The sequence below is a fragment of the Dictyobacter formicarum genome (genome assembly GCF_016587435.1).
Map to the genome: position 1 here is coordinate 16,848 of NZ_BNJJ01000020.1, position 24,052 is coordinate 40,899.

Annotated in this window: 19 protein-coding genes; 9 read left to right on the forward strand and 10 right to left on the reverse strand. The window is 51.9% G+C overall.

Going from position 1 to position 24,052, the window contains the following annotated elements:
- Nucleotides 1-94: 94 nt before the first annotated feature.
- From JMI88_RS28835 to JMI88_RS28845, 3 genes are all read left to right on the forward strand, one after another.
- The gene (locus JMI88_RS28835) at nt 95-3,535 is read left to right on the forward strand and encodes a phage tail protein (RefSeq protein WP_201365410.1); all 3,441 of its coding nucleotides are present in this window, start codon (nt 95-97) and stop codon (nt 3,533-3,535) included.
- Nucleotides 3,536-3,619: 84 nt separating this feature from the next.
- On the forward strand, nt 3,620-3,859 hold the full coding sequence (locus JMI88_RS28840; protein ID WP_201365411.1) for a hypothetical protein: 240 nt from the start codon (nt 3,620-3,622) through the stop codon (nt 3,857-3,859).
- A gap of 57 nt (nt 3,860-3,916) precedes the next feature.
- Nucleotides 3,917-4,426 (forward strand): hypothetical protein, encoded by a 510-nt coding sequence (locus tag JMI88_RS28845; protein WP_201365412.1) that lies wholly within the window; start codon nt 3,917-3,919, stop codon nt 4,424-4,426.
- A 199-nt stretch (nt 4,427-4,625) separates the two neighbouring features.
- Here the strand turns inward: JMI88_RS28845 and JMI88_RS28850 are convergent, their stop codons facing one another.
- The 7 genes from JMI88_RS28850 to JMI88_RS28880 all read right to left on the reverse strand — a co-directional run bounded on the left by JMI88_RS28850 (nt 4,626) and on the right by JMI88_RS28880 (nt 14,015).
- Nucleotides 4,626-5,252 carry a hypothetical protein gene (locus JMI88_RS28850; RefSeq protein WP_201365413.1) on the reverse strand — a complete coding sequence of 209 codons (627 nt, stop codon included), beginning with the start codon at nt 5,250-5,252 and terminating at the stop codon, nt 4,626-4,628.
- Nucleotides 5,253-5,301: 49 nt separating this feature from the next.
- On the reverse strand, nt 5,302-6,345 hold the full coding sequence (locus JMI88_RS28855; RefSeq protein ID WP_201365414.1) for a hypothetical protein: 1,044 nt from the start codon (nt 6,343-6,345) through the stop codon (nt 5,302-5,304).
- A gap of 451 nt (nt 6,346-6,796) precedes the next feature.
- Nucleotides 6,797-7,453: a hypothetical protein gene (locus JMI88_RS28860; RefSeq protein ID WP_201365415.1), complete on the reverse strand. Its 657-nt coding sequence runs from the start codon at nt 7,451-7,453 to the stop codon at nt 6,797-6,799.
- 607 nt (nt 7,454-8,060) lie between these two features.
- Nucleotides 8,061-9,179, reverse strand: a complete 1,119-nt coding sequence (locus JMI88_RS28865) for a hypothetical protein (RefSeq protein WP_201365416.1) — start codon at nt 9,177-9,179, stop codon at nt 8,061-8,063.
- 131 nt (nt 9,180-9,310) lie between these two features.
- The gene (locus JMI88_RS28870) at nt 9,311-11,743 is read right to left on the reverse strand and encodes a DUF4129 domain-containing transglutaminase family protein (RefSeq protein WP_201365417.1); all 2,433 of its coding nucleotides are present in this window, start codon (nt 11,741-11,743) and stop codon (nt 9,311-9,313) included.
- A gap of 175 nt (nt 11,744-11,918) precedes the next feature.
- Complete coding sequence (locus JMI88_RS28875; protein ID WP_201365418.1) at nt 11,919-12,572, reverse strand: histidine phosphatase family protein; 654 nt, start codon at nt 12,570-12,572, stop codon at nt 11,919-11,921.
- A 123-nt stretch (nt 12,573-12,695) separates the two neighbouring features.
- Nucleotides 12,696-14,015 carry an MFS transporter gene (locus JMI88_RS28880; protein ID WP_201365419.1) on the reverse strand — a complete coding sequence of 440 codons (1,320 nt, stop codon included), beginning with the start codon at nt 14,013-14,015 and terminating at the stop codon, nt 12,696-12,698.
- Nucleotides 14,016-14,276: 261 nt separating this feature from the next.
- On the opposite strand from JMI88_RS28880, the gene JMI88_RS28885 reads away from it, so the two are divergent.
- The 5 genes from JMI88_RS28885 to JMI88_RS28905 all read left to right on the forward strand — a co-directional run bounded on the left by JMI88_RS28885 (nt 14,277) and on the right by JMI88_RS28905 (nt 18,643).
- Nucleotides 14,277-15,572: an efflux RND transporter periplasmic adaptor subunit gene (locus JMI88_RS28885; RefSeq protein WP_201365420.1), complete on the forward strand. Its 1,296-nt coding sequence runs from the start codon at nt 14,277-14,279 to the stop codon at nt 15,570-15,572.
- Nucleotides 15,569-16,351 carry an ABC transporter ATP-binding protein gene (locus tag JMI88_RS28890; protein ID WP_201365421.1) on the forward strand — a complete coding sequence of 261 codons (783 nt, stop codon included), beginning with the start codon at nt 15,569-15,571 and terminating at the stop codon, nt 16,349-16,351. Before JMI88_RS28885 ends, JMI88_RS28890 begins: the two co-directional genes overlap by 4 nt.
- On the forward strand, nt 16,348-17,664 hold the full coding sequence (locus tag JMI88_RS28895; protein WP_201365422.1) for an ABC transporter permease: 1,317 nt from the start codon (nt 16,348-16,350) through the stop codon (nt 17,662-17,664). Before JMI88_RS28890 ends, JMI88_RS28895 begins: the two co-directional genes overlap by 4 nt.
- Nucleotides 17,665-17,951: 287 nt before the next feature.
- Complete coding sequence (locus JMI88_RS28900; protein WP_201365423.1) at nt 17,952-18,251, forward strand: GlsB/YeaQ/YmgE family stress response membrane protein; 300 nt, start codon at nt 17,952-17,954, stop codon at nt 18,249-18,251.
- A gap of 101 nt (nt 18,252-18,352) precedes the next feature.
- Nucleotides 18,353-18,643: a Dabb family protein gene (locus JMI88_RS28905; RefSeq protein ID WP_201365424.1), complete on the forward strand. Its 291-nt coding sequence runs from the start codon at nt 18,353-18,355 to the stop codon at nt 18,641-18,643.
- 126 nt (nt 18,644-18,769) lie between these two features.
- On the opposite strand, the gene JMI88_RS28910 is transcribed toward JMI88_RS28905, so the two are convergent.
- Complete coding sequence (locus JMI88_RS28910; RefSeq protein ID WP_201365425.1) at nt 18,770-19,582, reverse strand: anti-sigma factor; 813 nt, start codon at nt 19,580-19,582, stop codon at nt 18,770-18,772.
- Between the two features lie 149 nt (nt 19,583-19,731).
- Nucleotides 19,732-20,430, reverse strand: a complete 699-nt coding sequence (locus JMI88_RS28915; RefSeq protein WP_201365426.1) for a sigma-70 RNA polymerase sigma factor region 4 domain-containing protein — start codon at nt 20,428-20,430, stop codon at nt 19,732-19,734.
- Nucleotides 20,431-21,032: 602 nt separating this feature from the next.
- Between JMI88_RS28915 and JMI88_RS28920 the strand changes: the two genes are divergently transcribed.
- Entirely contained in the window at nt 21,033-21,752 is a 720-nt protein-coding gene (locus JMI88_RS28920; protein WP_201365427.1) for a universal stress protein, read from the forward strand.
- A 35-nt stretch (nt 21,753-21,787) separates the two neighbouring features.
- Here the strand turns inward: JMI88_RS28920 and JMI88_RS28925 are convergent, their stop codons facing one another.
- Nucleotides 21,788-23,911, reverse strand: a complete 2,124-nt coding sequence (locus tag JMI88_RS28925) for a thioredoxin domain-containing protein (RefSeq protein WP_201365428.1) — start codon at nt 23,909-23,911, stop codon at nt 21,788-21,790.
- Nucleotides 23,912-24,052: the final 141 nt, after the last annotated feature.

A 24,052-nucleotide genomic window follows, 5' to 3' on the forward strand; every position in this document is an offset into this window, starting at 1 on the left:
CCAGGTGTCATCGGCCATCTGAAAATGAGCGAGGATACGGCATTTCCCGAGTCTACAAACTACCGGTAAATTGCTGTAAACAAGGAGATACAATATGCACGCTCTGACGCCCCCCCCGGTTAGCAAGACCCCTGGTTCACCCCCTCCATCTTCAACTGGCAAAAGAGGGAAGGCACAGTCCCTCATCATTTCGTTTATCATCATTGCCCTGTTGCTCTCTGTCGGTGCTGGAACCTTTGTGACAACTAAGCTGAAGCAAGGGAGCATAGCGTATGCGGCCCCAGCCAACACAGCGGTGACAACCTACAAAAATGACATTTTACGCACGGGGCAGAATCGCAATGAAACGATTCTCAATACCAGCAACGTCAATCAGAACCAGTTTGGCAAGCGAATTGAGTATACAGTCGATGGACAGGTGTATGCTCAGCCGCTCTACCTCCCGAATGTGAACATCGCAGGGACGGTCCACAACGTGGTCTTCGTGGCGACCGAGCATGATAGCCTCTATGCCTTTGATGCTGATCAGATCAGTTCCACACCCATATCGACCTTTCTCTGGCATCGCAGCTTCATCAATCCGCCAGCGGTCACCACAGTCTCCAGTAGCAATGTGGGTTGCGGTGACATCAATCCAGAATACGGCATCACCGGTACCCCGGTGATCGATCCCTCGACGAACACGCTCTATGTCGTCGCCAATACCCTTGAAAATGGGGTGAACACCTACCGACTCCACGCCATCGATCTAACCACGGGCAATGACAAGCCCGGCAGCCCGACGCTGATCCAGGCGTCCGTCCAGGGAAGCACGGGCACGGTTACCTTCAATTCTGTCATACAGATGAATCGACCTGGTCTGCTCTTGCTCAATGGAGTCGTATATATCGGTTGGGGCTCACACTGTGACAACGATATTGCACATTACCACGGCTGGCTCATGGGCTACAGCGCCTCGACATACCAGCAGGTGACGATCTACAATGACACCCTCAATGGCAAGGGGGGGGCAATATGGCAGTCAGGGCAGGGCATAGCCGCCGACAGCAGCGGCAATATCTATGTCATGACCGGTAACGGGACCTTCGATGTCAATACCGGTGGAGTTGATCTGGGTGATAGTTTCATTAAGCTGAGCACGCTTGGTGGTCTCAAGAAAGTAGACTATTTCACTCCGTTCAACCAGTCATGTCTGAGCGCGGGGGATATCGACCTGGGCTCCGGTGGACCTGTGTTGCTGCCAACCTCGAATGAGATGGTGGGAGCTGGCAAGGAGGGACGCGTCTATGTGGTTAGCCAGGCTAACCTGGGCCAGTACACTCCGGACCCGAACTTGAACTGCGGTACCTCTGAAAAAAACCGAACCGATATCGATAAGATTGTGCAGGAGCTGCCCCCGAATACGGCTAGTGGTGGTGTCTTTGGGTCACCATCGTACTGGAATAGCCCGGCTGGAGAGTTCGTGTACCTTGTGGGAATACACGATCACGTGAAGGCGTTCCGGCTAAACAACGGGCTGCTCTCGACCTCGGCGTCCTCACAGTCACCCGAAAGCTTCAACTACCCCGGCGGCGATGTCGCTATCTCCAGTAACGGGAACACAGCAAGCTCGGGCATAGCGTGGACGATTGGACCCAATGCCGTTCTCTACGCCTACGATGCCACTAATCTAGCAAAGGAACTCTACAACACGAGCCAGAACAGCAGCCGTGATGGGCTGCCCAGCTACACGAAATTCAGCGTGCCAACCATTGCCAATGGCGAAGTCTTTGTGGGAACCCACAGCACCCTGAATATCTATAGCCTACTTTCTACACCACCACCTACTAGCTGCCCCACGAACTGGAGCTGTGCAGATATCGGCCAGCCAGCCCTTGCGGGAAGCCAATCGCTGAGTGGAGGCACCTGGACGATCCAGGGAGGTGGCAACGATATCTGGAGCGGGTCAGATCAGTTCCACTTCGTGTGGCAATCGCTGGCGGCTGATGGCAGCGCGAGCGCGCATGTCCTCTCGCAGACCGTCACCAGTGACTGGGCCAAAGCAGGTGTCATGCTGCGGCAGAGCAGCGATCCTGGCTCGGCATACTACCTGGTTATAGTGACACCGAACCACGGCATCAATGTGCAGTACCGGACGGCTCAGGGCGCTGGTGCTCAACAGCTTGTTGCTGTGGCAGGTACAGTGCCAGCCTACCTGAAGGCGGCCCGCTCTGGCACGACCTACACCGCGTACACCTCTAGCGATGGCAACAGCTGGACGGCAATCAGCGGGTCGAGCATCACGCTGAACATGAGCGGCTCGATCCTGGCAGGCCTGGCCGTCACCTCTCATAACTCGAATGCTTTGAGTACCGCCACTTTTGATACCGTCAGTATCAGTACGACAACACCACCATCTAGCTGCCCCACGAACTGGAGCTGCGCGGATATCGGCCAGCCAGCCCTTGCGGGGAGCCAATCGCTGAGTGGAGGCACCTGGACGATCCAGGGAGCCGGCAACGATATCTGGAGCGGGTCAGATCAGTTCCACTTCGTGTGGCAATCGCTGGCGGCTGATGGCAGCGCGAGCGCGCATGTCCTCTCGCAGACCGTTACCAGTGACTGGGCCAAAGCAGGTGTCATGCTGCGGCAGAGCAGCAATCCTGGCTCGGCATACTACCTGGTTGCAATGACACCGAATCACGGCATCAATGTGCAGTACCGGACGGCTCAGGGCGCTGGTGCTCAACAGCTTGTTGCTGTGGCAGGTACAGTGCCAGCCTACCTGAAGGCGGCCCGCTCTGGCACGACCTACACCGCGTACACCTCTAGCGATGGCAACAGCTGGACGGCAATCAGCGGGTCAAGCATCACGCTGAACATGAGCGGCTCGATCCTGGCAGGCCTGGCCGTCACCTCTCATAACTCGAATGCTTTGAGTACCGCCACTTTTGATACCGTCAGTATCAGCACGACAACACCGCCATCTAGCTGCCCCACAAACTGGAGCTGCGCGGATATCGGCCATCCAGCCCTTGCGGGGAGCCAATCGCTGAGTGGAGGCACCTGGACGATCCAGGGAGGTGGCAACGATATCTGGAGCGGGTCAGATCAGTTCCACTTCGTGTGGCAATCGCTGGCGGCTGATGGCAGCGCGAGCGCGCATGTCCTCTCGCAGACCGTTACCAATGACTGGGCCAAAGCAGGTGTCATGCTGCGGCAGAGCAGCGATCCTGGCTCGGCATACTACCTGGTTATAGTGACACCGAACCACGGCATCAATGTGCAGTACCGGACAGCTCAGGGCGCTGGTGCTCAACAGCTTGTTGCTGTGGCAGGCACAGTGCCAGCCTACCTGAAGGTGGCCCGCTCTGGCACGACCTACACCGCGTACACCTCTAGCGATGGCAACAGCTGGACGGCAATCAGCGGGTCAAGCATCACGCTGAACATGAGTGGCTCGATCCTGGCAGGCCTGGCCGTCACCTCTCATAACTCGAATGCTTTGAGTACCGCCACTTTTGATACCGTCAGTATCAGTACAACGGTGCCGTAGTGTTGTGCATAAAAATTCGGTGACAAGGAACTGGCAGAAGTTAAGGCAGCTCTACCATTTCTTAACCGTAATACCACCGCACAGGTGTTTAAACCTGAGCTGCGGCGCCTGGCAGGCTGCGGCGAAAGCTACTCGGCTCAAGCCCTCCTGCAAGCGCCGCCACACATCGCCCCTGGCAATGCCGTCGTGGTCAACGGCGTGACGCTCACGTGGCCCAATGTCGCGGCTGGGTCCCAGGATAACTACAAGACGAAAGGTCAAACTGTTCCGGTGACGCCAGTGAATGGCGCAACCACCCAGGCATTTCTAGAAGGGAGCTCTTAACATGATGTTATATACTACATGCATTGCAGGGGCCTTACGTCTAGGAAGGAAAAGAGCATGCTTCGATACCGGCTGATGCTGTTCGTTCTCTTGATTATGGCGATCTTGAGTAGTTGCGAGGATACCCCTCAACCGACACCACCGACTACTTACGTGACACCGTCCTCAACCAGCGCACTGACGCTCACATCGACCACGGCACCCGATCATTTCCCGACTGGTGCTCTGGCCGCGTTGATGGCACCGCCGGCACCACCAGGTACGGCAGAAGTTATGGCTAAGAGTTACTACCAGGCCCTCAAAGATCATCAATACATTGCGGCCTATGCCGACCTGGACGCCAACGCAACCGACACCACCACAGGGCAGAAGCTTACCCTACAGGTATTCATTCAAATTGCCCAGGATAGTGAGAACGCTGGAGGTCCTATCAGCAGCTTTAGCGTGGCGGCACATCCACCGCTGGTGGTTATGACGGTTTCACGCAGTGGAGGACCCTATCATGTGCATCTTCAGGTCAAGCAAGAGGGTAGCGCTTGGAAAATAACCTCGCTGGATAGGATTTAGAACCTAAAGAGCTCTATAGGGAGTTACAGTAATATCTGGGGCAACACATACGTTAAGGGTGGCGGTGAGTCAAGATGAGTAGGATATTTCGTGTGAAAGCGGCGGAAAATACTTTATGTGGTGCCGGGAAAGTGTGTCTTAAGAGCCCTCGATTCGTCTCGGATCTCTTAAGACACACTTTAAAGCGCTACAGCCTGGCTTAGTGGAACTGATGGGTTACGAGGTTAAAGGTCAGTTGAGTACCGTTCTGGCTGCGCAAGAGCAAGAGATTGCCGTTGGTCGCAGTGATGGTCAGAGTTGTAGTTCCATTGGGGGCCAGGAAAGTCTTCAGTGGGTGCAGGTCAAATGCGCCCTGCGCATTGACCGTCTCGGTATAGAGCACAATCCCGCCTGTTCCAGGTGTGCTGTCAGGATTCGTTTTCGCTCCCGCATAGGCCAGCACCCAGTCGCTACCTACTGGCCCCTGCCACATGTTGCGCACAGTGAAGACGCTCGCGGGGAAAGGGCCCTGACGCATACTGACGATCCCGGCCTGACGAGTCGGTGCAGGTTGAGCCGCTGGAGCTTGATTCTGGGACCCTCCCTTTTGATGCATATGCGCACGTCCAGCATCGATTAACTTCTGAACATTTTGCTCTTTGATCCTTGCTGCTCCTGGTCCGCCGCTCATCTGAGCAGCGCTAGCTATTCCGATGAAGCAGATAAAAGCAACAACGCTAATAGCGCAAATAGCCACCCATTTGATCTTGCTGCGCGAATGTATCTGTGGTGCACGGAATCTATCCGCGCGGTACTTTGTAGAGGGAACACGCGTGCCTTTTTTCATGATTATTCCTCCTGAACGATAAACCTGTAAGAACGATCTCGTGCCCTTGCTATTCCTGGTGGATTTCCAGCGAGAAAGGCATATTCTGTGCCGTGGCAGAATTGTTGTTGAGATCGGTCCAGAGATTAGACCAGGCCTGCGCCGGGGTCAAGGTTGAGGTGTCCAGGTCGTATTCATCCAACGGCCCTTGCATTTGAACTGCACTTCCCTGGGATTGCGCTCCGTACAGGCTGATCATCGCCCACTGGCGTGCCATTGAGGAATAGTAGATTTCTGGCGCAACGATGGCTGGCGGCGATCCCCAGCTCACATACCACTCATCATATTGATTCCATCCATTGTTACAGGAGCCGTTGCCTGTACTATATTGAGGGCAACCGTCAGCCGAACCATAGTTAAGATAAAGATAACCGCTAACGCTGGCAAAACCTTGCGACCAGGAGATTGTCGAAGAAGCGCTACCAAAGCCAGGTTCCATGTCATTGGCACCCATCATAACAACCTGGGAGTCGTATCCCTTCGAATGGTCATAGGCTTGCGCCGCCGCTACCACATTCACCCAGGTCTGTCCTCCGCCATAACTGACATCGTAGTATGAGTTATTCGTCCCAATGCCTAGCTTGAGAACCGAAGTTGTATCGTTTAAGCCGGTACAGTCCCAGTAGCCATGAGCAAACTCTTCTGCTACTGCTTCAATCTGGGCATTGCTAATAGTGATACCATTGATCATCAGTGTACCACTACCATTGCTCAATTGGCCGCCAAAATCTAACACCACTTCACTGTTAATGACAGGCGAATGACTGGCATCAGCCTTACCCATGTTACAACCCCAGTTATAGGAACTGCTGGTACTGGTTGAGTTTACATAAAAACTCCAATCCGTTGGCGGCTGCGCCTGCATAGCGAATGCCTTTGGAGTCCCATACGCCATAGTCACGGCACCTAACAGGGCACATATACCCACCAGTGCCAGGATTCTTGTACGAAAAATAAAGGCTCTCGTACTAAAGAACATACGTACAGGCTTCATCACGCAAATATCCCATGTGTCAGAAAATACCCGAACGGGACGCAATAAATATTGCAACATACATGCTCCTTCCTTTAAGCATGAGCGATAAGAACGGCAAAGGCTACCTGGTCAGATCGCTAAAAAAGACCCTTCCCTGGTCTTTTCCCGTGGGATGCAATCCCAATTTTTGCATGGCTCCTCCATGGTCAGCTTGCGCGTCACTTCATAATGTGACTTGTGCGCCATTTCCTGAAATTTACCATTATAGCCACGAAAAATCCATCTACCGACATTATGTGATGGATATTACTCTAATATATATACAACACTAACCACTATTAAAGCAATACCTTGATCAATTACGGTAAGAGCATAAAAGGGGCCAGCAGTTAAAAAAATTGCGATGGTCGTGAAATTAGCTCTCGATCCATTGACAAAAGTAAATACAAATACAAAGAAAAAAGTATGAGAGCGTCTTTATTCTTTCTCATACTTTTTTCTGTGATGGGCCCCGAATTGATTATTTTTCTTACCAGGAGGCGCAAATGGAACTGCTACTGGCGGGGGCTGCGGTTATAGATGGCGTCGGACATGGCGGGCATGGCGATTCAGGGACGCTGGTGGCAGTTGTCAGCGGAGCTGGCAACGGGGTAGCGGGCGCGGTAGTTGGCGCTGGTACCACCGGGGCAGCCGTCGGCGTTGTGTCAGGAATGGGCAGCGGCGTTACGGTCGGTACCACAGTGGCAGCAGATTCCGTCGGAGGGACCAACGGGGGTGTCAGGCCCGCCGGAGGCGTCGGCGGAATTGTAAGATTCCGCGATGGACCGCGATGTATTGTGATATGAATATGGTGTATGCGTGGCTGAGGATGATAGAAGAAAGGTGGGGGTGGAGGTGGCAGCAGACCGGGTAACGTAAATTGGGGAGGGCCAGGGATACGTTGCATCGTCTGATCGTTGGTAGGTGTCACCCATGGCGTCGGCAGCGACGTTGGCGATGGGGGCGGCACTTCTGGTGGTGTAACCTCCGCCGATCTGGTATGCGATTGGGTCAGGACAACGTCATTATTCTGCTCTGCCTCAGATGAGGACATTATCAGTTCCGATGAACGTGAGAACGCCGGTAGTCCGATAAATGCCAGTAAGCAGACCAGGCCAATACTTATACCAAGAGATGTCGCAAGCATTTTTCTGATTCTACTCCGACAAATGATATTCCATAAAGCCATTAGAGTATCTACAAACATACAAATTCTTCCCTTTCCTTACACTTCCACTACTTCTAACAGCGTGTCTGATTCCCACGCCCATCGTGGTCTCTTTGCCTCACACTACGCTCCTGCGGAGCTCAAAAGAGGTTTTTATGTTGGTGCAAAACGTGCGCTGTGCGCACGTTTTGCACCAACATAAAAAAGAGATTGGGGACGCCTGCATTCCCCAGGCCCAGGGACGCTCTGACTCCCAACATATTGGGAATCAGACACTCTCTAAGAAAGTGTCAGATTCCCGTGGCATCCGCATGCACTATGCATGGGTTTGCACACCTCCCGTGCTCAGGATATCCTTTCATGACTGGTGCAGCAGGTGCGCGAATGCGCGCCTGCTGCACCAGTCATGAAAAAGAGAGTGGGGACGCCTGCGTTCCCCAGGCCCAGGGGCGCTCTGATTCCCAATATGTTGGGAGTCTGACACTCTCTAAACGAGTAAACACAATCGAGACAGCGCTAGTAAGCGCAGCTACCTTATGCATTGCTACCCCTTAGATGTAAGTTCATCTCTGGGAATAGAGTGGGCTCAGCATTCCAGGCGGCCACACTCACTGCATACAGGCAAAACCGGCAACTGCACGGTTTCTCTTTTCCTCAACGCTTGCTGCGCGCGCAAAGATTGTGTACTGGCTGGCAGCAAATACTGGCTGGCAGCAGGCAGGATTTTATCCTGAAAATGCCGCCAGATATGCTCCAGGTACATCGCACATTCCAGAGGTCGGCGCATAACAAAAAATTGCTGTCGGCGCCAATAGGTAGTAGATACCATAACCGCTCCTGGCACATGTGAGTATTGGAGCATATGTTCATAGCCCAGCGTAATATGGCGTTGCTGACCCAGGTAGATCAGACGGAGATTGGTCAGGATAAGCCTGCCCTGATCTTTAACCTTTGCTCTGGCCCGCTTACCGTCACCCGGTGGATCATCACACAGTCTGGCCTCGGTACAATAGTGAGCACATTCACCATCCAGTAGTACTGCGGGCACCGCAATCTGCGGCAATGGCTCGGTCTGTAAACTTTTAGCCAGTGCTTCCACATCGAAGCCATAAAAACGTACTTCGCGCTCTCTTTGGAGACGCTGCCGGCGCTGCAGATGTTCTCGATGGCGCTCATCGGTCCATGGCCACGACGTAACGGCATCCAGCGTTAATGGTACCATTGGTGACGTCATGCCAGAAGACGCGATAGTCTCCGCCTCCCCATCTACCACAGCATCAAAGGGTCCAGCCGCTACAGTCGGCTGGTCATGAGCATCATATTCCCAGAAACGCTCCTGCTCTCCCTCTGAGAGCACCAATGGCTGTGGCGTACGTGCAACAGCCGTGGCACGCGCTGGAAGCTCAGGCGTAACATGGACCTCTTCAACGGAATAGCGTAAATGTACCCCACTCCATGTATGCAAATAGGCAATCACTTTTAAAGCCAGGGATATGTCGGCTATACCACGGATCACCACGATACCGGAGATAAATTGCAGTTCCAGGCGCATTGAAGGGACGCCCATAATACGGCGATAGACAGGCTTAAAATTAATCAAGTCATGTAACGAGTATGAGGTTCCCTGGATATCCACATGATCAGGATAAAGCTGTAGTATCTGCCCCCACCCATAGACACATTCCACAATTGGCTCACCAAACATTGCTCACTTACTCTCCCCAACAACCCAACGACTATCCATATCCACTCATAACTAGAAAACGAGATGCCATAGGGAGAGTAACGAGCATTGATACATCCGTGCATGATCACATGATCATATATAGCTCTGTCCTATTTTCCTTTGCGGAAGAGCAGCAGGCGCAGCAGGCGTGCACGCAACGCAGGCCAGGAACGTTTCAGCGAGATCGCTTCTTGCTCGCCCGGCGCATGCGGGGTGGCACCCCAGCGCTCACGAACAAAGAGGTCAGTTAATTGCCAGAGCGAGGCATCTTTTTGCGGTAAATGGTAGCTCAACATCTCGGTATACTCGTAAGGGGTCTGCCAGGACTTCGGTCCCAGTCCAGCCCAACTGGCTACCCGGCAGGCACGCCAGAATAAACTAGAGACAGCCGGACGCGTCGCATCCAGCAACCGGCGGCGCCTGACAATGATGGCGCAAGCAAAAAAGATGATGGCACAAAGCAATAAGCCCAGAGCCAACCATAGCGTCAGCTGTGAACCTGAGTCTTTAGGCTGTGCAGCTTGCTGGTACGTCTGATCTGGTTGCTGCTTCTGTGATGTATGGGTTGGCACAGACTTCAGAGTTGGGGTTGGCTTAAGCGCAGGTTGTGTCGCAACAGGAGTAGGAGCATGATTAGTCGCAAGCTGGGATTGAGTTGAATAACCTGGCGTCGGCTCAAAATCCAACCAGCCATAGCCAGGGAAATAAGCCTGTACCCAGCTATGAGCATCACTACCCGACACAGACCAGACGCCGCGCGTGGGATCATACTTACCAGAGCTAAATCCTGTCACCAGGCGCGTCGGAATATGGAGCAGACGACCCATCACGGCCATCGCACTGGCATAGTAGGTACAATAGCCTGTATGCGTTTCCAACAACCAATCTACCACATCTTTATTGGGTGGAATAGGCGCATTATCGACCGAATACGTAAACACATGGGGATTGTTAAGATGAGATTCAATACGCTTCAAAGCATCATAGGCATTAGTAGCACCAGCTGTCCACTGAGCCGCAGTCTGCGCAACGCGTGAAGAGAGATCCTGCGGCTTTTGTAAATAAGAGATACTCAGCCAATAATAGTAAGCATCTGATTGCCAGAAGTTTGTATCATCATCTGGTAACGGTACGTCATTCACTGTTCCTTGATGGGGAAGAGAGGAAACAACGCGATAGCTCTCATTCTGCTTCAACGGATCAAGTTGCGTCCAGGCACTGGCCGTACTCCCACCACTGCCACCACTGGCATAAATCTGAGTCGGAACGCTGAAGATAATCGGTTGGGCAGGCGCAAACAGATAGTTCTTAGAACCACCAATGGGCTGCGTCAGAGTGACTGTCGTCGACACTATATTACTTGAACTATGCCCACTATCCAGCGGTAACCGCATATTAGCCGCGAATTCCTGTTGCCCAGTATCCCGAGGAGAGGTGGTCCAGGTATTATTGTTAAACTGACTAAGTGTAGAGCTCTCCAGATAATGCGATTTTTTATCAGAGCTCACATAAACCATTACTTCACTGTCAGACAAATGGATGCTATTGGAGATCGCTAATTGATTACCAAAATAGTTGGTGGTATCTGGTGTTGAAGAGGCCAATGTACTTAGAGTATTCCAGGACAGGTCGCCGCTCATCGCCGTATTCCAGATCAGATTAATCCGATCCCAGAGCACTTTACCACTCTCAGGCTGACTCTGTACGGGTAACAACCAGCCTAGAGGCAAGGTCAACAGCAAGATCAGGCAGCTGGCCTGCATACAACGCCCGGTTATTTTACGTAACCAGGCGCGGTCGGTGTATAGACCTTCATTGGTCCACTGCGCAAGTCGAGCGGCTAACTGAATACGAGCAATTAACAGAATCAATGGCGCCAGCATCACTAATAGCAGGTAGTTATAATTGCTCTTAACGTAATTTAAGTTCACCAGCATGATAGAGCAATAGACCAGCGCCACCAGCCAGGGCAAACGAGCCCGATAGACCAGCCAGCTCCCAAAATAGCCTAAAAAGAAACACAGAAAGGCCAGATAAAAAAAGAAGACCATCTCGCTCATCACGCTAGATTCATAAGCCATATGTCCGCTGAAGGCCGCTTGAAGACCCACAAGCACAACCTGAGCTGGCGCGTGAAACGCATAGACGCTAGTGACCCATACAGCCAGCACGTGGCCAATCATGCAGGCCAACAGGTGCAATAAAGCCTGTGGCACATATGGAAGTTTGGATACCACCAGCCCAACAAACAGGCCAACGATAGGACAGATATACAGATAATAGCTAAAATGTACCCACTCGGCGCTGACAATCACGACAACGACACTATAAAGGGCGATAGCAAGTAAGAGAAATGCCAGCCAGCCTTCTTGTGGAACAAGAAAGCGTGTAATAGTGCTCCAAGGGGATGCAGCTGTGCTGGTCGCTCGATGCGGAAATGGAGGCTGCAACGATGAATGGTAGGGAACCTGGTTACGTAGTTCTTGTTGTTTAGATTCAATTTCACTCGGGGCTCGCTGGCTATCAATAAGACTCGAACGCATCGAATACTCCTCTATACGACAAAAAGCCTCCACACATACTACTAGCACTAAATTATGATTATACATTGAGAAGCTGACAAAAACAGTAACTTACTCCACAAAGTAGGACCAAATATTCATATCAACCCATAAATATACACTCTTTGCTTATCAAGACCAATATGCATCAGAAAGCTTAAATGGTAGTCAATTGTAACCAACGTGCCTGTTCCCAGCCGGGATGGGCGTGACTATTCACCAGGCGAACGATAGGCGAGCTTTTCCAATCGATGACGCTAATCGTGGCTGGATCCAAAAAGATGCGGGACAGTGAGGTCAATGGCGCATCCAGTGCCTGGCATAAAAATGCCTTGATCGGACCCACGTGCGAGACCAATACCAGAGTCTGACCCGGGTGGCGCTGCACCAGTTGGGTAACAGCAGCACAAACACGTTCCTGCACCATCACAAAGCTCTCACCCTGGGGAGGAGCCAGCGCTGGATCGCGCTCCCAGGCCAATAACTGCTGCTCATCCTGAGGGCTGCGCGCCAGCACTTCCGCCCGGCTCAAACCTTCCCAGGCGCCAAAGTTCCCCTCACATAACTCATCGACCACCTGCACGGAAAGTTTATGCTGATTGGCAATCGGCACGGCTGTCTGGTAGGCCCGCTGTAAAGGACTGCTATAGATAGCATGTACCTGCACTGCAGCCAGGGTTTGCGCCAATTGCAGCGCCTGCGTTGAACCATGCTCAGAAAGAGCATCATCTCGTACACCAATATAGCGAAATTCGCGATTAGCCAGGGTTTCGCCATGGCGCACAAATAGTAAACGTGTGGCAGCCACCATCGAAATTCTCTCTATCTTTTCCTGTGCAAACAATGAAAACAAGTGCATAAGATCAGCCAGTGCTCATCCCTTATTATCGCACATGCCAAACCCAATGAGAGGAATCTAGAGAGTAATTACCGCTCATCCCTCTACTCCTTGGGTAACGCCAGCATTTTTGCGGCCAAAGAAGATGAGCAGGAAGGTGGGTGCCAACAAGAGGCAGACAGCACCATAGACAAAAGAGGCGGATAAACTGATGCTGGTTTGTAGCCAGCCAGCGATCGCTGGCCCAACGCTGAAACCGATGCTCCAGGTAACCGAGTAGAGACCAGCCAGGGTCGCACGCTGGCGATTTGAAACCTGCTCCATCGCGAAAGCGGCGTAGACTGGCTCGATCAGTGTGCGCATGAAGGAGCGTGCATATTCACCCGTAATGGCCAGCGGCAACGTGGGGGCGAAGCCAATCAAGACCATCAGCGGCGCGCTAAGGTACTGGACCGTGGTGACGAGGCGCAGTTTACTCCAACGCCTGACAAACAGAGGTGCTGTCAATGAGAAGATGCCGCCCGCCAGACCCGAGATAGTAAAAATGATACCCAGGGGTCCGGGAAGCAGGTTGAAGCGCAGTACAAAGTAAACCTGAATCAGGGCCACCACAGCACCTTCACCCATAGTAAATACGAGATCAGGAATCAACAGCTTGAGGAAAAGTCCCACCGAACGACTTTTTTGTACAGGGGCTGGCTCTATTCCCTCTGCTGCTAAGGCTTCGGCTGGCTCAGTTGTGCGCGTATGCCGGGGCTCCTGCAAAAACCAGAGTGGCAGTCCAAAGATAAACGTAAAAGAGGCGGCCGCAAAAACGCCATAGCGCAGAGCCAGCGTACTGGCCGCGGAAACATGCAGTAGTCCGCCGACGAACTCTGGAATAAAGCCACCAAGCAGATTGCCCAACGATCCGATACCCAGCAGCAAAAAGCTATTCAAGGCCAACACACCCACACGCTGCTTTTCGGTTGTGCTCTCGGTCAACAGGGGTAAGTTCGTCACCCAATAGGCAGTCGAGACAAATCCTTGCAAGAGATTAATGATGATCAACCAGGGAGCTGAGGTAGCCAGGGCCAGCACGGACAGTGTCAACGGAGATAAAAGGGCGGTCAGCAGTAAAACAGGTTTGCGACCCCAGCGATCTGCCAGTATGCCCACGGGCACCGCCCCGATCATCGCCCCAATCGCCGCCATAGCACTAAAGATACCAATAAAATCAGGCAGATAGCCCAGACTATGAACGTAATAATTAAGCGTGAGCGCTGCAATACTAAGCTGGAAGCCTTTCCCCAGGGTAAAAAATAGCAAGAGATAGACATTGCGAGGCAGGTACCAGAACTCTTTCAGTCCTGTAAGTATTAACTTTGTCTGTTTATCAGCAACAGATGGCGTCGAGGGATCAGAAACCGAGGACATAACAACTCCTAATTGACAATCGCAGATCTACAGAGGTAGCCTATCACACTCCTTGCCTCTCGACAATGAACAAAAGGACAGTCAAGGGGTTCATTTCGATGGTTATTTCTTGAGGTTTTTTTTACATTTCGGCCAATTTCATCATTTTTTTCTTTACAAATTTCACGCTTTTTCTTGAGTTCTAAATGTTAAACTAGCGATACAAATCCTTGAATAGTCATGTATAGAATTTTTAAAATTTAACCAAAGTAGGAATGAGCAATGGCTGAAAATGTAGAGATACAATCCCAACCTCTTTTCGATGAACCAGAAGAAGAGGATGCCTTCACCTTTGAAGAGTTTCAACACCAGCAGAAACGCAAACGTCCCAAAACGTTATTGACCATCTTGATTATTTTGTTAGTGATTGTCCTGGCAGCTGGTGGTTTGCTGTACTGGCGCACTACCCAAAAAGCCAGTATCAGCTATACCCAGGCATATGTGACTACAGGCAACATCGCCCAACAAATCTCTGCAACCGGCCCGGTACAGGCTAAAGCAACGTATAATCTGAATTTCACGACCAGCGGCCAGATTAATCAGATCAATGTAAAAGTAGGGGACCAGGTTAAAGCTGGTCAGCAACTGGCCACCATCACCCCTACAAATCCGCAGCAAAATAGCGCGTCTCTGACCACGTTGACCGCACCGGCCAATGCCACGGTAGCAGCCATCAACGGCTACGTCGGCACCACGGTTGGCAGCGGCAGCAATAACAACTCCAATAGCTCCAACAGTTCCGGCAGCTCCAATGCATTGATAGTGCTGACGGACACCAGTGCGCTACAGATTGTGGCCCAGGTCAACGAGTCAGACATCGGCAACGTCAAAGTTGGCCAGTCGGCTCAGTTTACCGTTGCTGCCTATCCCAACAACACGTTCCAGGCGACTGTCGCCTCAATTAATACCGTTGGACAGTCCAGCTCTGGTGTAGTGACCTACCCGGTCACCCTCAGCGTCACTATGAGCTCACTGAATAACATCCATCTGCTGCCATTGATGACCGCTACTGCCAATATCACCACCGAGCAGCAGACCAATGTGCTCCGTGTACCAGCCGCTGCGCTCACCTTTGCGACCACAGCCATACAAAATGGTTATATCAGTCGGACAGCGTTGCGTAGTCTGCGTAACGGTGGTGCGAACCAGCAGGGCAACGGTGGCGCGAGCCAACAAGGAAACGGCAGTTCATCCGCAACCACAGGTAAGCCGGGGATGGTGCTCGAATTACAAAATGGCGTGTTGACACCCGTTATGGTAACCACAGGCTTGAGCAATGGACAATACACCCAGATCCTCTCAGGCTTGAATGAAGGAGACCAGGTAGTAACCAATGCCACCGGAGGCAGCGCAACACAGAACAACACAACGGGTCAGCAGCGTAATGGTGGCTTTGGTGGTGGCTTCGGTGGTAATGGTGGCTTCGGCGGCGGGGGCGGTGGCTTCCGCAATGGCGGTGGGGGCGGTGGCTTCCGCAATGGCGGTGGCGGCGGCAACGGTGGAGGTCAAGGTCAATGATAGAGGCCGATTCACAAGAGATGCATAAAAAAGTCGCCACGCGCATCCAGATCCGCTCTTTGTACAAATACTATACAATGGGGCGAACCGTGGTGCCGGCCTTGCGTGGGGTAAATCTGGAAATCAAGCATGGTGAGTTCGTTGCCATCATGGGCCCGTCTGGCTCCGGGAAATCGACTTTCATGAACATCCTGGGTTGCCTGGATAGGCCAACGCGAGGCGAGTATAACCTGGATGGAGTGTCGGTCGGGCAGATGAGCAATACGGAGCTTGCGGACGTACGCAACCAGAAAATTGGCTTCATCTTCCAGAGCTTTAACCTGCTGCGCTGGATGTCTACCCAGGCCAATGTAGAGTTACCACTGGTGTATGCAGGTATCTCCAAAGAAGAGCGAGAGGCACGATCCAGGCGCGCCCTCTCGCTGGTCGGGCTGACGTCACGAGCCAATCATCGTCCCATGGAGTTGTCAGGAGGCCAACAGCAACGCGTGGCGATTGCCCGCTCGTTGGTAACCTCTCCCTCCCTGATCCTGGCTGACGAACCAACCGGCAACCTGGATTCACATACAAGCCTGGAAATTATGCGCATTATGCAGGAATTAAATGCTCGCGGCATGACCATCGTGCTGGTCACCCATGAACAGGAGATCTCTGACTACTGCCAGCGAAAAGTCATTTTTCGGGATGGGCGCGTGGTTGATGATCTGGTCAATCCGCAGCCTCTGAATGCCAGGGAACAACTCTCCGCGCATATATCGACAGAGCAGGTGCAACCATGAGCATATCAAAACAACAGCGTCAGCCAGAGAGTCTTCGCAGGCCATCAGCTAAAGAGCCGATCATGCCTCCCATCAAACGGACACAGCGGCGACGTGGTCGGAGCAGTTATGCGCTGGTACAGAGCATCAGTAGCGCAATGGAAGCCTTGCGCGCCAATAAGCTGCGTTCACTACTGACGTCTCTGGGCATCATCATCGGCGTCGCGGCCGTCATTATGATGGTCGCTACCAGCGAAGGCAACGCCGCCACCATCAACGGGCGTCTCTCAACCTTGAATCCCAATCAATTAAATATTCGTGGTGGTGCTGCCGCCACCGGTGGTGTCCGGCAGGGCGCAGGTACCCAACAGGTACTTACGCAGAGCGATGCTGATGACCTGGCCAGCCAGGTACCGGGTCTGGCCGCCGTCAGCCCCATAGTCAACGTTAATGGACAGGTAATTTACCAGAACCAGAACTGGTCCACCAGCGTGCAGGGTGTCTATCCCAATTATCAGCAAATCGGGAGCTGGCAACTGCAAGAAGGCAATTTCTTCACCAGCGCGGATGAACAAAGCAATGCCTCCGTGGCCGTATTGGGACAAACAGTGGTGGATAATCTGTTTACCGCCCAGGGTATCGATCCATTGGGCCGCCAGGTACGCATTGGCTCATCGACCTTCACCGTGGTTGGGGTTCTGGCCACGAAAGGTGCGAATGGCGCGACCAATGCCGACGATGTCATCTATATCCCATTCAGTACGGCCATCAACCGCCTTGGAGGCAGCCAGAGGCCGCTCGCGATCACGGTGCTGGTCAGTCAAGGCCAAAACGTCACAGATGTACAGGCTAATGTACAACAATTTCTACAGGGACGGCATGATGCCAGCGAATTTACCATCCAGAATCAGGGTCAGCTACTGCAAACCGTACAAACAGCCGCCCAATCCCTGACCATTCTGCTGATCAGTGTGGCAGCCATTTCCTTGCTGGTCGGTGGCATTGGCATCATGAACATCATGCTGGTATCGGTGACCGAGCGCACGCGTGAGATCGGCATTCGCATCGCCCTGGGAGCCTATCCCAGCGACGTGATGGCTCAGTTTCTCATTGAAGCACTGATACTCAGTGCCCTTGGAGGTATCGTGGGCATCGCGCTGGGCGTGCTGGGAGCCTTCGTTGCTTCACAGCTGACCGCGCAACCACTGGTTATCGATCCATTGGCCATCTTACTCTCCTTTGCCTTTGCGGCAGTGGTAGGTATCGTCTTTGGCTTCTATCCTGCGCAACGCGCCGCCCGGATGGATCCCATTAACGCACTTAGAACCGAGTAAACCAGATCCGCAGGACAGCAAGCGGCTTCCCAGCGGCAGGTACAGCTACAGGTATGTGAGACTTGAGCACCATGCTATGGGAAGCCCCTCCTGGCAACAAATCCACCGTATCACCTTCCCTCTTCGCGTCTGGCTATTTTCTGTAACTCCTGGCCTTTTTCTACGTATACACCACAGTATTGAAGATAAGCATCTGCCTATGCCTGCTGCTATCTGGATGTTTTTTAGATAGTATTCATATCCATGTTTTTGTGGAATCGGCAGCGAAGATGCGGGAGGAAATTAACATGAACATTTCTTTTCACACCATACATGTTACCGAGATATTACAACCCGGCAATTTGATTGCCTGGATACTCGTAGGATTGATTGCCGGTGCACTGGCAGGTACGGTCGTGCGCGGTCGGGGTTATGGGTGCATCGGCAATATCATCGTAGGACTGGTTGGTTCCGTCATTGGGAGCATCCTGGCAAGCGCGTTGGACCTGGGCACGTTCCATTTCTGTGGCAGCATCTTCATTTCCTTCATCGGGGCCGCCATTTTTGTCGCCATACTACAGCTACTCTCAGGAGGCGATCGCAGATAACGAGCAGACCGAACCACCATTTGTCCATCAGGTACCCCCATCAAACGTAATAAGATAGGGCTTGCATAGCCTGCAGTTTATGGAGGACGGAGGAACAACCGATGATCACACATATCGTTTTGATTCAACCCAAGGCAGAAACATCAACTGAACAGCTACAAACCGTTCTTGAGCAAATAAAAGCGCTCAAGCAGCTCATTCCTGGCATTCACGATGTTCAGGTTGGAAAAAACCTCGGTCAAAATACACAGGGATATACCTATGGCATGGTCATGCATCTGGAAAGTATGGATCACTTGAAAACTTACCTGTCGCATCCCGCCCACCTGACGGTGGCCAAAGAACTTACGCAGATCAGTCAGAACCTGATCGTGTTCGACCTGGCCCAGTAAAAGCATGCGTTTCGTGCCTTCGGCCCCTGACACTACGCTCCTGCGGCGCTCAAAAGAGGTTTGTTACATTGGTGCAAAAAGTGCGCTGTGCGCACTTTTTGCACCAATGTAACACTTTATCGCCGATTAGCGCACTTCGATATGTAATCTTTCGATTACCAGCGCCGTCTCAGGCAAATAGATAATCATAAGATATTCTCCACCCGGCACCGCCCCAAATACAATGGTCCCTTGGTCATCAACCTGCGCAGAAAATAGTGGCTGATCCATATAGGTGGGCAATTGCTCAATATGGACAGCATATTCGCCTATGTTCTCCTCCATACTGCTGGGTGGCATAGCACGATATAATTCAACCTTGATACCTGCGAAGACAGAACAACCATCTCCACCATTCTTAGAGAACAGAGAGCCAGTGAGAACAATGCTATCTTGATAATCTTGCTTCGCCTGTAATGAGAGAGTCACCGTATCAGTTTGATGGAAATAGGGCCAGACCCGTATGCGCGATGCGGGTGGCTGTAGAGCAACCGGTGAGCACCAGTTCGCCAGCTCACTGATATTATCCTGCTGGGCGGGTAAGGAGGAAGAAAGGAGGTTGGGCTCGACAAAGGGTACCGGCGAAGCCAGAAAACTATGTGTTTCAGCTACGTTGACAGCACAGAGGGGACACGCTCTCACATGTGCTCTAATCTTCTCCTCCTCATGCGCAGACAACATCCCGACGCAATACTGGCTTAAGGTTGTCATATCGGGACACTGGTAGCGGTAGAGATGGGTAAGCAAAAAGTCATTGGCAGTTGCATACCTGTTCAGGCGCTGCTGACAAATAGCGCAATCCGCCAGGTGTTCCTTTGCTGTCGGTGACAAAGCTTCCCCATCAAGCGCATATCGCAACAAATCCTCGTCTTTCGGTGCAACCACGCACAGACAATCCATTATTCCCGGTCCTTCATATAAAGTTATTCCATTTAATGAGTTTTTTCAATTGCAATTTAGGCTTTCGCTGTATAAAACGCTGGATAACATATTTTTTGTAGCATCATTTCGAAATTGCCCAATAAAAGCCCCAGGATTGAGCATGCTCGTCAGGCAAGCATGCTCCCATCTAGTTTCCAGCGAATCTTATCTGCATTGCGCAGAATACGTTCCATAATGTTGCGCTTGAGACGATAAATCTCTTCCTCACATTGGAACTCACCAGGACAGTAACGAATGATTTCTCGTGGTTTGAGATTACAGTGAAAATGTAAATAGGCAACACGCTGCTCGCGCTCTCCCGGTAAGATGCTTTTAATCGTTTCCCAGAGCTCATTCTCGTGGTAGCGATCCTCAACCTGTGGCTCATCTGGATGCCCGTAATCAGGCATGCGCTCTATATTGGCACGCGCAAAGGCGCGTAACGTGTCCATGATGGCGCAGTGCAGGCAGAGCCGTAAGTAGCTTAGCGCGCTGGCAACCGTTGAAAAGGTTAGAGATTGATCGCTGACCGCCTGCCAGAAACGTCGAAATGCATCATCGACATAGGTCTGTTCGGCCTCATAGCGCAAAGCCAGTTCGCGATGCGAATGACCGCCCAGCCACAGACGTACATTGTCACTAAATTGCCGCTGTAATACAATCCATGCCTCGTTATCCCGCAGTTGGACCGCGCGCCGAAAAATTTCCAGGCAATAACTATCGTCGCAGGGTTCCTTCCGGCGATACTTACTCATCTCACGTATACAGCATTCTGTCAGGGCCGTCAGAGTCATCTCGCCGAGTGGCTTTTCTATCTCAATACTCATTGCTTTAATCTATTCCCTTCCAGCTGTAGCTGAAACACGATACACTATTTCATTTTCTGCTATATTAGTAGACGCAACTTTTTGCACTTTATCAAATCCATCACCCTCTATATCCTACATATGCTCTATATGTGAAATCCCTTTTTTATATTTGAAGCCGGGATAAATCTTTTCTACAAGTAAAGTCCATATACCAGGCTACAAACTGGCTCGAAAGCAGGATATCAGGTAGATGCACGTCGATATATAGAGTTTACTTTCTGTAATGGCTGACCACCGCAACCTACCAACAGATGCTCCACAACTATTGATATCCGCAATCCTTATGCGCTTTTAGGCTTTAAAAGCATAATTTGCTTTAGCGGCAAAAATCTTTTAAGCCTGACGGAGTGGGCAGATAAAACAGTACTTGTCCACTTGCCAATCAGTATAGATGACTTCAATGGCAAAGAAGATATGTCATTTGTCCCATTTCTTGCCCCTTTTTTCCAAAGAAGGTATAATGAATATATACATAAGAGTACAGTTAAAGCACCATTCACACAATGTAGTACTCAACAGTAAAAAAGTGAACCGTCACACACAAAGGCGGTGGCGTTCCTATGAACAAGCGTATTTTGCTCGGGGTCGATACTAGCTTTTCCACCACTACGCAGTGTGCAATCTGCGCAGTAGGTGATCTATTTGAATCAAATACCTCCTTTGATATTTTTCTTCTTCATGCGATACAGAGCACTCACGTCATTACTGAATATCCCGGGCATTTTACTGAACAATACGCATTCATTCCGCCCACAAGTGAGCAGAAAAAGCACGCGGAAGAGGTACTCAAAAAGGCGCGTGCCACCCTGGAGCATCTGGGATTTGATCTTAAGCACATCGAGATGATGACCAGCATCGGTTCTCCGGCCGAAGAGATTGTGCGCGTGGCACGTGAACGGCACGTCAATCTCATTGTTGTGGGAAGTCGAGGGGATGGCTGGCGCGATCGCTTGCGCCGCATGCTATTAGGGAGTACCTCGCGCCGCGTTCTTCAGCTCGCAACCTGTCCTGTTATGGTTGTACTACCAACGCCGCCGCTGAAAACGCATGACCTTGTTCCCTGGTATGAACAGGCCATCCAGGGCTATCTCAATGAGCAAAACAGCTTCCTGACCGTCCTGACGGCCAAAGAGGTCGCGACCCTATTTCCACCGCCTCAAAAGAAATCCATTGGCACCCAGGAGATCAATGCAGCCGAAAAAGCCCTGGAGCAACTGGCCAGCAAAGGACTACTCTGCCGCCGCGAGATCCAGGGCGAAGTACACTATATTAACGATTAGTTAGCTTTAATAATACCGGTAGAATCGGTCAGGGTTTATAGCAATGCCGCTAGCTCGCCGGGCGTTGTCACGGGTGCCTGGCAGGCGAAATTCTGGCAGACATAGGCCGTGGCATGTTGCTCTTTAAGCGGCCGATCAGCCAGGAGAGGGATAGCCATACTGGCCTGCTGGTCTGCCGGTTGAGCGCAGGCCAGCACACTCTGCGGTAAATAGCGCGCATTAATACAATCCAATAATCTCTGCGTATCGGCAGCCTGGACCTCACCCACCACAGCCAGTTCTTTCACTGGCGAGAGGGAAAAATCTAAAGCACACAGCACCTGCCCAAAGGCCTGGGGATGTTGCACCATAATCTCTGCCAGCGTCTGTAGATAGCTGTCAGCGCGCTGCCGATAGCTATTATCGCCTGTAAAGGCCGCCAGGTGCAACAGTACATCTGCCGCCACGCTATTGCCTGCCGGAGTGGCGTTATCCATAATATCTTTTGGACGGCTAATCAGGGTCTCATGATCCGTGCCAGTATCAAAGAAGCCACCCTGTTCATCGGCGAAAAGCTGGATAGCCTGATCCATCAAGGTGCGGGCCTCGGTAAACCAGCGCGTCTCGAAACTGGCCTCATATAGGGCCAGCAGCCCATCAGCCAGGAAAGCATAATCTTCGAGATAGCCCTGTAGTCTGGCTCGACCATCCTTGAAGGTCCGCAATAGCCTGCCGTTCTGGCGCAGAGTATCCAACAGGAAGGTAGCATTTTTCTGGGCAACCTGGAGATAATCGGCACGTTTCAAGTAGCGGGCCGCCTCAGCAAAACTGCGTAGCATCAAGCCATTCCAGGAGGTAAGCACTTTTTCATCACGCCCTGGCTTGATGCGCTGCTCGCGCAGGCGAAACAGCGTGCTACGACCTCTTTGCAAAGCGGCCTGCAGAGTCGAAATATCGATCTGGGCTTGCTGGGCCGCCACCTGGTCGTCCTGCACGCGATTCAGAATATTTTTGCCCTCAAAATTGCCATGCCGGGTCACCCCATAATAGGCCATAAACAGGGCCGCATCCTTTGGCGACAGCGTGCGTTCAATCTCTTCCTGCGACCAGAGGAAGAACTTACCCTCCTCGCCCTCGCTATCAGCATCCTGCGTCGAATAAAAGCCACCTTCAGGTGAGGTCATTTCACGCACCACATAGTCCAGTGTCTCTTCCACCACACGCCGATAGAGGTCATTGCCGGTCACCAGGTATGCATGCAGATAAAGCTGGCTGAGCAGAGCATTATCATATAACATCTTCTCAAAATGCGGCACCAACCACTTCTCATCGACAGAATAGCGATGAAAACCACCCCCCAGTTGATCATAGATACCACCAGCCGCCATACGTTGCAGGGATGTCTCAACAACTTCCAGAGCCTCGGGCAGTCGCGCATCCCGTGTAGCCCCCACCTGTCCAGCTTGACGATGCAAATGCATGCGCAACAGAAATTCAAGCGCCATCGTATTGGGAAACTTGGGAGCCCTTCCAAAACCACCATAACGAGCGTCAAAATCCTCAACTAGTTGCTGCTCGGCGCCCAATAAACTATCCAGCAAAGGCGTGCCGCCCCCCTCCTCTCTCTGTGTCAACACGCTGCCACGACGGTTGAGATGTTCCACCACCTGCGTCGCTTGTTCCTCTAGTTCCGCCCGCTGATGCGCAAAAGCGTTGGCGATACTCATCAGGACACGCGGAAAACCGGGCATCACCTGTGGGCCATAACGTCGATCCTGGGGAGGGAAATAGGTTCCTCCATAGAAGGGACGACCATCAGGCATCAAGAACATGGTCATGGGCCAGCCCCCCTGGCCGGTCATGGCCTGAACGGCCTGCATATAGATGGCATCGATATCGGGTCGCTCCTCACGATCAACCTTCACCGGAACAAAATACATATTCATCAGGGCGGCAATTTGCTCATTCTCAAACGACTCGCGCTCCATCACATGGCACCAGTGGCAGGCCGAATAGCCCACACTCAATAGAATTGGCTTATCCTCTTGCCGCGCCTTCGTCAGGGCATCATCACCCCAGGGATACCAGTCAACTGGATTGTGAGCATGCTGTAATAAATATGGACTCGTCTCGTTAATGAGGCGGTTGGTATGCTTGTAGGAACTTTGACTCTCACTCATAAAAATACTCCTGTGGAATCAGACACAATTGCACCATGGTCATTGTACGACACAAACGATGAAATAAGAAGCACAAAACAGCGGTCACTTGCCAGCCCTTGATTTTTCGCAATTCATGGTTATATTCTTTAATAGAACCAT